The sequence below is a fragment of the Meiothermus granaticius NBRC 107808 genome, from assembly GCF_003574355.1.
Taxonomy (GTDB): domain Bacteria; phylum Deinococcota; class Deinococci; order Deinococcales; family Thermaceae; genus Meiothermus; species Meiothermus granaticius.
In genome coordinates this window covers 1-11,953 of record NZ_QWLB01000066.1, presented here as the reverse complement: position 1 = coordinate 11,953, position 11,953 = coordinate 1, and the positions used below count along the sequence as shown (strand labels likewise).

General features: G+C 62.9%; 9 protein-coding genes and 1 pseudogene. 2 read left to right on the top strand and 8 right to left on the bottom strand.

The window, feature by feature from the left end; translation table 11 throughout:
• The 7 genes and pseudogenes from Mgrana_RS15800 to Mgrana_RS15770 form a co-directional block, all read right to left on the bottom strand.
• Nucleotides 1-278 (bottom strand): annotated as a pseudogene (locus Mgrana_RS15800) (hypothetical protein); the annotation flags it as partial.
• Nucleotides 279-281: 3 nt separating this feature from the next.
• A complete protein-coding gene (locus tag Mgrana_RS15795) occupies nucleotides 282-1,181 on the bottom strand; it encodes an AAA family ATPase (protein ID WP_119358546.1) in 900 nt (299 codons plus the stop codon).
• Nucleotides 1,178-2,200: an XdhC family protein gene (locus tag Mgrana_RS15790; RefSeq protein ID WP_119358545.1), complete on the bottom strand. Its 1,023-nt coding sequence runs from the start codon at nucleotides 2,198-2,200 to the stop codon at nucleotides 1,178-1,180. The genes Mgrana_RS15795 and Mgrana_RS15790 overlap by 4 nt, the downstream gene beginning before the upstream one ends.
• A 92-nt stretch (nucleotides 2,201-2,292) precedes the next feature.
• On the bottom strand, nucleotides 2,293-2,745 hold the full coding sequence (locus tag Mgrana_RS15785) for an SRPBCC family protein (RefSeq protein WP_119358544.1): 453 nt from the start codon (nucleotides 2,743-2,745) through the stop codon (nucleotides 2,293-2,295).
• 41 nt (nucleotides 2,746-2,786) lie between these two features.
• Entirely contained in the window at nucleotides 2,787-5,186 is a 2,400-nt protein-coding gene (locus Mgrana_RS15780; protein WP_119358543.1) for an aerobic carbon-monoxide dehydrogenase large subunit, read from the bottom strand.
• Between the two features lie 19 nt (nucleotides 5,187-5,205).
• Nucleotides 5,206-5,703 carry a (2Fe-2S)-binding protein gene (locus Mgrana_RS15775; RefSeq protein WP_119358542.1) on the bottom strand — a complete coding sequence of 166 codons (498 nt, stop codon included), beginning with the start codon at nucleotides 5,701-5,703 and terminating at the stop codon, nucleotides 5,206-5,208.
• Between the two features lie 47 nt (nucleotides 5,704-5,750).
• On the bottom strand, nucleotides 5,751-6,626 hold the full coding sequence (locus Mgrana_RS15770; RefSeq protein WP_119358541.1) for an FAD binding domain-containing protein: 876 nt from the start codon (nucleotides 6,624-6,626) through the stop codon (nucleotides 5,751-5,753).
• 123 nt (nucleotides 6,627-6,749) lie between these two features.
• Between Mgrana_RS15770 and Mgrana_RS15765 the strand changes: the two genes are divergently transcribed.
• Complete coding sequence (locus Mgrana_RS15765; RefSeq protein WP_170146503.1) at nucleotides 6,750-7,496, top strand: nucleotidyltransferase family protein; 747 nt, start codon at nucleotides 6,750-6,752, stop codon at nucleotides 7,494-7,496.
• A gap of 36 nt (nucleotides 7,497-7,532) precedes the next feature.
• Here the strand turns inward: Mgrana_RS15765 and Mgrana_RS15760 are convergent, their stop codons facing one another.
• The gene (locus Mgrana_RS15760; RefSeq protein WP_119358539.1) at nucleotides 7,533-9,065 is read right to left on the bottom strand and encodes a nicotinate phosphoribosyltransferase; all 1,533 of its coding nucleotides are present in this window, start codon (nucleotides 9,063-9,065) and stop codon (nucleotides 7,533-7,535) included.
• 100 nt (nucleotides 9,066-9,165) lie between these two features.
• Between Mgrana_RS15760 and Mgrana_RS15755 the strand changes: the two genes are divergently transcribed.
• Nucleotides 9,166-11,953 (top strand): methionine synthase (locus tag Mgrana_RS15755; RefSeq protein ID WP_420845930.1); only part of this gene is annotated, 2,788 nt, incomplete at its 3' end.

The following is an 11,953-nucleotide window of genomic DNA, read 5'->3' as shown; positions in this document are numbered from 1 at the left end:
GGGGAGGGGCGGCGGCGGGAGGCGAGAAAAAACTGGAAGAATAGATCGTCAAACCCCCGCTCCTGTTCAGGGGTTTTACATAAGACCAGCTTGAGCGCCTGCCGCGCCTCCTGTACGTTGCCCAGACGTACTGCCTCGAGGGCGAGAAGCCCGTCCTGCACCTCTTGTGGCCCCAATTGAAACCCGAGGGGTACCCGGCGCAGGTGGTCACAGAACGCGGTCAGGTTTTGGTCCAAGCAGCCGTAGGGAAACGGGGTTTGATCGGCAACCCGCCACATGCCCTACGACTCCACCAGCTCGAGCAGCCTGCGCTTGTGCCCCTGGATCAGGGCCAGGTCCTCGCGGTCTTTGAGAATGACCCCCAAGGTGGCCTCAAAGGTGTGCGGGTCCAGGGCTTCTTGGTGCAGCGAGACCAAAGCCTGAGCCCAGTCCAGGCTCTCCGCCACCCCAGGAGCCTTGTTGAGGGGGAGGTCACGCAGATGGGCCATCAGTGTGGCGATCTTTTGGGCTAGCCGCAGGTTGATCCTGGGTTGTTGGGCTCGCAGAATCTCCACCTCCCGCTCGAACTCGGGGTAGTTTTGCCACAGGTACAAGCAGCGCCGCCGCAGGGCATCGGAGAGCTCACGGTTGCGGTTGCTGGTCAGGATGACATGCGGGCGGTGCTTGGCTCGAATGGTGCCCAGCTCGGGGATGGTCACTTGAAATTCGGCCAGCAGCTCCAGCAGAAAGGCCTCAAACTCCTCATCCGCCCGATCAATCTCATCGATCAGCAGCACTGGGGAGCGTTCCGGTTCGCTGAGGGCTTCCAGCAAGGGGCGCCGGAGCAGATAGGGTTCGCTGAAGATTTCCGCTTCTCGCTGCTGTACCCCTTGCGCGGTGCCTTCGGTGAGGCGGATGTGGAGCATTTGCTTGGGGTAGTTCCACTCGTAGAGCGCGGTAGAGACCTCCAGCCCTTCATAGCACTGAAGGCGAATGAGCCGGGTGTTCAGCACCTCGGCCAGGGTTTTGGCAATTTGGGTTTTGCCGACCCCGGCGGGCCCTTCCACCAAAAGCGGTTTGCCCAGGGCCATCACCAGCCGCAGGGCTGTGGCCATGGCCAGATCGGCGATGTACCCTCGTTCACGCAAGGCCGCTTGAATGCCCTCGACGGTCTCTAGAACTGGATGCTGAGGGGAGGTCATACGCTCGAGCCTTGGCTAAGGTACTGGCTGGGGTCTTTTTGGAATTTGGCCTTGCAGTGGGGGCAGCAGAAGTAGTAGAGCTGCCCTTCGAACTCATAGCGGTGCCGGGCCGAAGCAATCTCGACGCTCATGCCGCAGACCGGGTCCAGTGCGACCGTGGAGGCAGGGGCTTGAGGCGCGGGGCTTGGGGAGATTGCAGTGGGGGTTGGGGCCTCGAGCTGCTTGCCTCGCTTGAGGGCTACCATCTCGGCCAGGATGGAGAGGGCAACCTCCTCTGGGGTCTGCCCCCCCAAGTCCAGCCCCGCCGGAAACTTGAGCGGGGCCAGAGTCGCGCGGGGCACCCCCATCACCTCGAGCGTCTCTAAGACGGTATTTCCCCGCTTGCGGCTGGCCACCAGACCCAGGTAGGCCGGGCAGGGCATGGCTCGCAGGATTGCCGCCAGCGCATCCTCATCGTAATGCCCCTGGGAGGCTACCACGACGCTGGTACGGGTGGGGTTGCGCCCCGTGAGCCAGTCCCCTAGATCTTGCCGGGGGATCACTTGAACCCCGTCTCCTAAGGGGACACCCTCCAGCTCGGAGGCTTCGCAGGCCAGGGTCACGGGGTAGCCGCTCACCCCAGCCAGATGTGCGGTAGCCACCGCGATCCTCGAGGCCCCCACCACCAGCAACACCGACGGGGACCCCTGGGGCTCGATATACACCTCCACCGCCCCTTCGCTGGCACAGGTCATGGGGATGACCACCTCATCGGCTCGAGACAGGATTTCTTGAGCGGCGACCTGGGGGGTGATCTTGACCAGCCGAGGCTTTCCGGCTTGGAGCGCTTCCAGGGCTTGCTTACGCACGATCTCGCGGGAGCAGGCTCCCCCCACGTATCCCTCGATACGCCCATCCTCAAAGATCAGGGCTTTATCCCCCAGATGGGAAGAGACCGGAGCTTGGCGCATGACCACGGTGGCCAAGGCGAAACTTTCCCCCCGACGCCGGAGATCTGCAATTTTGCTGTAAAGGTCCATTTGCTTACCAGCCTAGCGGTGAGTACACCTAAACAATCCCCCTCCGCTCACAAAAGAGCGGCTTGGATGGCTCCTGATCAAGGCCTAGCTGCTTAAGAAGGCTCCGCCATTTTTTTGCCCATGTTCTCAAACACGGTGGTGATCAACCGTTTGGCTTGAGCATCCAGCACCCGTCCGCCCACGGTAGCGGCTGGGCCGCTTACATTGGCCTCGCCTTGCCAATCCAGAAGGGTGGTTTGATCGGATTGCCCGGTAATGTCCGCACTGGCCGTGAGATCCACGGCGCTGCCCAACCCACCGCCTCGAATCCGCACCAACATCTTGTTCTGCTCGGGCTGGGGATCCAGTTGGATGTTGAACTTGAACCGCCCGCGCACAGGCCCCACAGCGACCCCCACGGTGGCGACCATATTCTTGTCATCCTGGATCTGCACATCCTGCACATCCGGTAGACAGGAGGCCACCTTTTGGGGATCCTTGATGAAGCTCCAGACCTTTTCTGGGTCTGCCTGCACTTTTTCTTGGCCGTTGTAGCTTAGTTTCATGCCTTCTCCTCAACCCCAGCCCCTTGCTGTTTAGAGCTGGGCTAAAAACTGTCCACCCCAGCCTGGCGCAGCACCTTCCAGACCTTCTCACGGGTGATGGGCATGTCGATGTGCCGTACGCCCAGATGGGCCAGGGCATCCACCACGGCATTCACATAGGCCGCCGGGCTACCCACCGTGGGGGACTCGCCCACCCCCTTGGCCCCGATGGGGTGGTGGGGGCTGGGGGTTACGGTGTAGCCGGTCTCCCATTTGGGGGTCTCGAGCGCGGTGGGCAGTAGGTAGTCGGTGAAGTTCGAGGAGAGGTGGTTGCCCTGCTCATCGAAGGCGATCTCCTGCATGAAGGCCATGGCAAAGCCCTCGGTTAGACCGCCGTGTACCTGCCCCTCCACGATCATGGGGTTGATGATGGTGCCGCAGTCGTCAATGGCCACAAAGCGCCGCACCTTGACCGCACCGGTACCCTTGTCTATGTCTACCACGCAGATGTAGGCCCCGTTGGGGAAGGTCAGGTTGGGGGGGTCGTAGTAGTAGGTGGTCTCGAGGCCCGGCTCCATGCCGGGGGGCAGGTTGGTGTAGGCCGCAAAGGCCACCTCGTTCATGGTCACGCTCTTGCCGGGTACGCCCTTGACCACGAACTTCTTGTCGGCCCACTCCACATCGCTCTCGCCCACTTCCAGCAGGTGTGCAGCTATCTTTTTGGCTTTCTCACGGATGCGCCTTGCCCCCAACGCCATGGCACCCCCCGCGGTGGGGGTGGAGCGGCTGGCATAGGTGCCCAGGCCGTAGGGAGCGGTGTCGGTATCGCCCTCCTCCACGATGATTTTGTCCACATCCAGGCCCAGCTCCTCGGAGACAATTTGTGCCCAGGTGGTCTCGTGGCCCTGGCCCTGGTGGCGGGTGCCCGCCCGCACGATGGCTGAACCCGAGGGGTGCACGCGGATCTCGGCTCCGTCGAACATCTTGATGCCCAGGATGTCGAAGTCCTTACTAGGCCCGGCCCCCACAATCTCGGTGAAGGTGGAGATGCCGATGCCCATCAGCTCGCCTTTGGCCCGTTTCTCGGCCTGTTCCTTGCGCAGCTCGGCGTAGCCGATGCGCTCGAGGGCCACCTTGAGGGTTTTCTCGTAGTCACCGGAGTCGTAGGTCCAGCCTAGCGCCGAGGGATAGGGGAACTGCGAGGGCTGGATGAAGTTCTTGAGGCGCAGCTCGGCAGGGTCCATCTTCAGCTCGTGGGCCAGCACGTCCATGCTGCGCTCGATCAGGTAGCTGGCCTCGGTCACGCGGAACGAGCAGCGGTAGGCTACCCCACCGGGGGCTTTGTTGGTGTAAACCGCCTCGACCTCAGCATAGGCTTTCTGGAAGTCGTAGGAGCCGGTGCAGATTGAGAACAAACCTGCCGGGTACTTGCTGGGGTCGGCGGCGGCATCGAAGGCCCCGTGGTCGGCCAGGGTGTAGACCTTGAGTGCGGTTACCTTGCCGTCTTTGGTGGCCCCGAGTTCGACATCCATATGGAAGTCGCGGGCAAACCCGGTGGTGGTGAGATTCTCGGTGCGGGTCTCGATCCACTTCACCGGTACCCCCAGCACGATGCTGCCCACGATGGCGCAGACGTAGCCCGGATAAACCGGCACCTTGTTGCCGAACCCACCCCCGATATCGGGCGAGATGACCCGGATGTTGTTCTCGGGGATTTTGGTCACCAGCGAGAGCACCGTGCGGATGGCGTGGGGGGCCTGAGTGGTCATGTAGACCGTGAGCCGTCCGGTGGCCGGGTTCATATCGCCGATGCAGCCGCAGGGCTCGAGGGGGGCCGGGTGGCTGCGGGGGTAGACCATGTGCTGCTTGATCCGGATCTCGGATTTTTCCAGGGTCTTTTCGGCTTCGTCCTTGGAGCCTACATCCCAGGTCCAGATGTGGTTGTCGTGGCGACGGGGGCCGTGCGCCCCGGTCATGTGGCCCTTGAGGTCCTCGCGCAAGACCGGGGCGTCAGGGGCGGTGGCCTTGTAGGGATCTACCACCACCGGCAAAGGCTCGTACTCCACCTGCACCGCGGCGGCCCCATCGGCAGCGGCCTGGCGGGTCTCAGCATAGACCGCCGCGACCTCCTGGTACTGGTAGAGCACCTTGCCATCGGCCAGCACCATCTGCTTGTCGCCGGCCAAGGTGGGAATCCAGGAAAGCCCGGCGGCGGCCAGGTCTTTTGAGGTGATGACCGCCTTGACCCCGGGGATTTTGAGGGCTTCGGAGGCGTCAATGTTCAGAATCTTGGCGTGGGCGTAGGGGCTATGCACCAGGGCCATGTAGATCATCCCCGGCAGCTTGATGTCGTCTAAGTAGTTGCCGCGACCCTGTATAAACCGAGCGTCTTCCTTGCGCTTGATGGCTTTGCCGAGCCCCTGGATGCCCTTGGGCTCGAGGTTGGAGGTGTCCATCGCCATATTTGCTCCCTTCTAAGGCTTAGTCATCGGCTGCGCTGCCCAGGCCTTCAGATTTTTTCCCCATCACCTGGGCGGCTTGCTGTACGGCTTTGACGATGTTTTGATAGCCGGTACACCGGCAGAGGTTTCCCGAGAGGGCAAAGCGAATGTCCTCCTCGCTGGGGTTGGGATTGCGCTCGAGCAAGGCAATGGAGGCCAGCATCATTCCTGGGGTGCAGTATCCGCACTGAAGCCCGTGCTGGTCGTGGAAGGCTTGCTGGATGGGGTGCAGATTCCCGCCCTGAGCCAGCCCCTCCACGGTGGTGATGGTGTGGCCTTCCGCGCTGACCGCAAACATGGTGCAGCTTTTGACCGGGGTGTTATGGTCCAGCAAAACGGTACATACCCCACAAGAGGAACTGTCACAGCCGATATGGGTTCCGGTCAGGCCCAGATCGCGGATGGCATGGGCCAGCAGGGTGCGGGGTTCCACGTCTAGCTTTCGGTCCTGACCGTTGATGTTGAGGATGATTTCCATAGGCTCCTTCCAGTCTTTTTAAACCCACAGATGCGCTTTTAGATGGGCTAGAGCTGCACCCCCAAACGACCCAGGGCCTTGATTAGCCCACGTCCGACCAGAACCCGGGCCATGTCCCGCTTGTACTCTTTGGAGCCCCGGGCATCGGGGTTGGGATCGGCAATCTTCGCGGCTTCTTCCGCGGCTGCGCGAATGAGGTCTCGAGTCGGCTTTTGGCCGCGCAATAGCCTCTCCCCCTCGGCTACCCGCAGAGCCTTCAGGGCCACCGCGGTCACCCCAATGCCGACCTCCTGGATGCGGCCATCTTCCGTCAGCTCGAGCTGGACCGCTGCCGCGGCGGTGGCGTAATCGCCCACCTTGCGCTCGATTTTTTCATAGGCGCCCGAGGTGCGGGGCCCAGGTACGGGAAAGCGGGCCTCCACCGCAATTTCGCCCTCTCCAATGGAGGTGGTGAAGCTATCCACCAAGAAATCGTCAATGGCCTCGGTGCGCTCCCCCGCGGGACCACGGATCACGACCTGGGCCCGGGAGGCCAGGGCGGCGGCGGTCCAGTCTCCGGCGGGATCGTTATGGCACAAGGAACCCACCACCGTACCGCGGAAACGCACGATGGGGTCAGCCACCACCCTCGAGACATCGGCAATAAGGGCATAGCGCGACTGGATGCCCGAATTGAACTCCACATCGGTGTCGCGCACCAGGGCTCCCACCCGCAGCATCCCGCCCTCTTCGCTGAGCTGGTTGAGGCCGGGTAACCGGTTGATGTCCACCAGTACCGCCGGTTGGGCCAAGCGGTAACGCATGGCGGGGATCAGACTCTGGCCCCCGGCCAGGACTCGAGCTTCGAAGCCGTGCTGGCCCATCAGCGCGACGGCTTCCTCGAGCGAGGTGGGGCGATGGTACTCGAAGGCGCCTGGAATCATGCTTCCACTCCTCCTGTTAGATTTCTAGCCTCTAACAATGGTTATCAAACTATGTCCGCGCGAAACTGTCAATCTCGTACTGGACTACATTGGCGTTACATTCATACAATAAGCCCTATCTTTATGAATGCCCTGATTTTAGCCGCCGGCAGGGCAAGCCGTCTGGGCTTGCCTAAAGCCCTGCTTCCGGCGGGACCGGGTCGGGTGCTCCTGAGCGGGGTGCTCGAGGCGGCCCTGGATGGGGTGGAGGGACGAGTGGGGGTGGTGACCGGGCGCGCGCATGCTGCGCTGGGCTATGTGGTCGAAGCAGAGGCGCGCTCTGCGGATGCGGCCCGTGTGCGATTGCTATATAACCCCGACTACGCCCAAGGGCTCAGCACCTCGTTGCAGCGGGGGGTGGAGGGGCTGGGGGAGACCGAGCCGATGCTGGTCTTGCTGGCCGATCAACCCCTGCTCGAGGCCTCGAGGGTACGGGCTTTGGTGGAGGCTTATCCGGCCCCAGGGGTTTGGGCGGTCTCGGCCACCGAAAACAGCCAACCCAAGCCGCCGGTGGTGCTGGGGCCGGAGCTGCTGCGGCGCGTAGGGAGCCTCGAGGGGGACCAGGGGGCCAAGCCCCTGCTCGTGCGGTATGCGGAGCGGGTGCGGGGGCTCGAGTGGGGTTCGGGCCCCTGGTTTACCGATGTGGATACCTGGGAAACCTACCGGGCTTTGGCCCGGCTCCAGGGGTGGGACAAGGAGCGGTTTGAGCCCCTGAGCGCCCTGTCCAGCAAAGAAGATCTCGAGGTTCACCTGGACACGATTCCCGAGCCGAGGGCCTACCTCGAGGCCCTGCGCCGGGGGGTGCTGACCTTGCTGAGCCGGGGCTCCTAATGGGGCACGCTGTGCACCTCGAGCCATGCCTGGGGATCAGGGTTCCCCGGTTAGGCGCTCGATCATCTGGTTCTTGAGGTCCCACAGCCGCGGTGAGAGCGAGACGTGGTAGGTGTGGGGGTTTACCAAGCGGCGCACACCGGGGTCCAGGCGCTCCACATCCTTTTGGCGGCGCTCCCGCCAGATGCCCAGGGTTTCGCTTTGGAGCTGGCGATGCCCCTGCCAGACCTGACTGTGCAGGGGCTCGAGCTGGGTTCCCTCCAGGCGCACGCGGCGAAGTTTGGCTGGATCGGAGGGGTGGCGCAGGGTCAGCACCGACTTGGTCTGGGGGTCTTCCTCGGAGAGGGTGAGGAGATCGGCGGTCGCCAGCCCGCGCTCATCGTAAAGCCGCCAGGCCTGCTTGTGCCCAGGGTTCAACACCTTCTCGGCGGTCTCCGAAACCTTGATGGCGGGTTTCCAGTTGCCCTCATCCTGCACCGCGACCACCTTGTACACCCCCCCCAGGGCCGGCTGGCCCCAGCTGGTCACCAGTCGGGTTCCGATGCCGTAGACCAGCCGCCGAATTATCCGGTCGGCATCCAGCCCATAGCGCCGGGCCTCCTGCTGGATCTGGGTTTGGATTTGCCAGATCACCAGCTCGTCGAGCTCGGAGGAGAGCACGATGTTCACATCCTCGAACCCGGCCACATCCAGCAGCTGGGCCGAGCGGATGGAGAGATACGCCAGGTCGCCGGAGTCGAGGCGAATGCCAATCGGCTTATGCCCCTTGCGCCGCAGTTCCTCGAAGACGGTGATGGCGTTGGGCACCCCGGACTCGAGCACATCCACGGTATCCACCAACAAGGTGGTGTTGTCAGGGTAGATCTCGGCATAAGCCCGGAACGCTTCCAGCTCGCTCATCCCCAGGGCTATGAAGGCCTGTACCAGGCTGTGGGCATGGGTTCCCGCCGCCTGTACCCCCAGCTCATAGGAGATGCCCACGTTCGAGCTCACGTCGGCCCCCCCGATCAGCGCGGCTCGGGTTGCGGCATTGCCGGCCCCGCTGGCCGCACGGCGCAGTCCCATGTCGAGGATGATGGCGTGATCTGAGACGTCGCGGATGCGGCTGGCTTTGGTCGCGACCAGGGTTTCAAAGTTAAGCTTGTTCAGCAGGGCGGTCTCGAGCAGCTGGGCCTGTAACAGCGGCCCCTCTACCGCCACCAAGGGCACCTGTGGGTGTACCACCCGCCCCTCGGAAACCGCCCGCAGCGTGAGCCCATCGAAGGGGTTGCTGCGCCCCAGCCACTCGAGGAAATCGGGTGCGAAGAGCGGTTTGCCGGTGCGGGTTTTCTGGCTGCGCAGCACCTCGAGTTCAGGCTCACCGAAATGGGCCTCTTCCATCCAGTCCAGCAGGGGGTTGAGGCCGGCAAAAATGCAGTACCCCGCTTGGTGCTGCCCGTAGTCGGGGTTTTTGCGGTAGAAATACTCGAACAGGGCAGGTTTTTCATGCAGACCCAGGCGGAAGTAGACCTGAGCCATGGTCAGTTGGTACTCGTCGGTAAGCAGGATGCCTTCGGTCAGGCTGGACATGGCCCTAGCATACCGGTTCGCTCTGGGCCATAAAGCCGGACCCGGTCGGAGTCCACCTTTGCTCCCAATTGAGGGCGGGGTCTGTGGCACAATACAGGGCGTGAGCGGTTTGGTATACCGAGATTTCTTCGCAGAGCAGGGGCTTGAGCCCCTCTCTTCCCAGGGGTATCGCCGTGAGGAGCGAGCTGCCGCGTTTCCCTACCTCAAAGCCCTCTCCCAACGGGTACTGGTCTTTGACGGGGCCATGGGAACCGAGATCTTCAAGCACGGCTTGAGCGACGCCGATTTTGGCGGGGCACCCTACGCCGGCTGCCCGGAGATCTTGAACCGCACCCGCCCCGATGTAATTGCCGCCATTCACCGCAGCTACTTTGAAGCTGGGGCGGATGTGGTGGAGACCAACAGCTTTGGTTGCCTTGCACACGTGCTGGCGGAGTACGGCTTGCAGGATGAGGCCGAGGATCTGGCTTACCGGGCTGCACAAATCGCTCGAGGGGTGGCGGAGGCCTTTTCCACCCCGGATAAACCCCGTTTCGTGGCCGGTTCTTTGGGGCCAGGCACCAAGCTTATCAGCCTGGGACAGATTGGCTGGAGCGCCCTGTTTGCGGCCTACCAGACCGCAGCCAAGGGGCTGATCCGGGGGGGCTGCGACCTGTTGATCCTCGAGACCAACCAGGACATCCTGCACGTGCGCTGCGTGGTGTTGGCGGCACGCCAGGCCATGCGGGAGGTGGGGCGGGAGGTTCCGCTGCAGGTGCAGGTGACCATGGAGTCTACCGGCACCATGTTGGTGGGGACCGATGATACTGCGGCCCTCACCGCGCTCGAGGCCCTTCCGGTGGATGTGGTGGGGCTCAACTGCGCTACCGGTCCGGACCTGATGGATTCCCACATTCGTTTCTTCGCCCAGACCAGCACCCGCTGGGTGGCGTGTATGCCTAACGCCGGCCTTCCCCGCAACGAAGGCGGGCGCGAGGTCTATGACCTAACCCCGGCGGAACTGGTGCGCTGGCAGGAGAAGTTTGTGCGGGAGTATGGCCTGAACGTGGTAGGGGGGTGCTGCGGCACCGGCCCGGAGCATATCCGGCAGCTGGCCCAGGCCTTTTCCCAGCAGGCGCAAAGCCCGCGTTCGGGCACGTCTTTAGCCGGGCAGGTGGCCAGCCTCTACAGCAGCGTTCCGCTCAAGCAGGATACCGGCATCTTGATCGTGGGGGAGCGCACCAACGCCACGGGCAGCAAGAAATTTCGCGAGCTGCTCTTCAAGGGGGATTACGCTGGGATGCTCGAGCTGGCCCAGGAGCAGGTGGCCGAAGGGTGTCACGTGCTGGATGTTTCGGTGGCCTGGACCGGTCGCAATGAGCTGGCCGATATGACCGAGACGGTGCGCCGCTTGGCCACAGGGGTTCAGCTTCCGCTCATGGTGGACTCCACCCAGCCTGAGGTAATGGAAGCGGCCCTGGAGCACCTGGGGGGGCGGGCCATCCTGAACTCGGTGAACCTCGAGGATGGCCTGCCTAAGTTTGATCGGGTGGCGGCCCTGGCCAAGCGGCACGGGGCGGCCCTGGTGGCCCTTACCATTGACGAGGACAAAGAGGCCGGGATGGCCAAAACCCCGCAGCGCAAGGTGGAAATTGCGCTGCGGATGTATGAGCGCCTGACCCAGTTCCACGGCATTCCTGGTGAAAGCCTGCTCTTCGACCTGCTGACCTTTCCCATCACCCAGGGTGACGAGGATACCCGCAAACTGGCCCTCTGGACCATCGAGGGGATTCGCCAGCTCAGAGAACGCCTGCCGGAGGTGGGGTTCATCCTGGGGGTTTCCAATGTCTCGTTTGGACTCTCGCCCTCGGCTCGAGTGGTGCTCAACTCGGTGTTTTTAGACGAGTGCGTCAAGGCCGGGCTCAGCGCGGCCATTCTCAACGCCGGGAAGATTCTGCCCATCCATCAGATTCCCCAGGAGCCCTATGGGCTGGCCCTGGATCTGATCTATGACCGCCGGGAGTTTGCCCAGGACGGCTCGGTGGTCTATGACCCGCTGTTCGCTTTCGTGGACTACTTTGCCAAGCACAAAAGCGAAAAATCGGCTGCGGTGGACCCCCTGGCCGGGCTGGGGGTGGAAGAGCGACTGCAGCGGCGAATTATCGAGGGGCGAAAGGGGGGCTTGGAAGCGGACCTAGAAGCCGCCTTGGCCTCTGGATACTCCCCGGTGGAGGTGATCAACCAAATCCTGCTCGAGGGTATGAAAACCGTGGGCGAGCTGTTTGGTGCAGGCAAAATGCAGCTTCCTTTTGTCCTGCAGGCCGCTGAGACCATGAAGGCTGCGGTGCGCTACCTCGAGCCCAAGATGGAGCGTCTGGAGGGGGTGCACAAGGGCACCCTGGTGATCGCTACCGTCAAGGGGGATGTCCACGATATCGGCAAGAACCTGGTAGACATCATCCTCTCCAACAATGGCTACCGGGTGGTCAACCTGGGGATCAAGAAACCCATCGAGGAGATCCTGATGGCCGCTGAGCAGCACCGGCCCAACGCCATTGGGATGAGCGGTCTTTTGGTCAAGAGCACCGTGGTGATGAAGGAAAACCTCGAGTACATGGCGGCTCGAGACTACGCCATTCCGGTGATCTTGGGTGGGGCGGCCCTCAATCGGCATTACGTCGAGCATGACCTGCGGGCCACCTATCAAGCCGGTAAACGCACCCAGGCCGAGGCCCCGGTGTTCTATGCATCCGACGCCTTCGATGGGCTGCAACTGATGGACGAGCTGTGCGGCCACGCCCCGCCTAAACTGACGCTGCGGGAAACCTCCCGCCTTCAGGTAAAAACCGCCTACGAGATCCTGCAGGAAAAGCTGGCTGCCGGCACGGTTTACATCCCCTCCCACACCC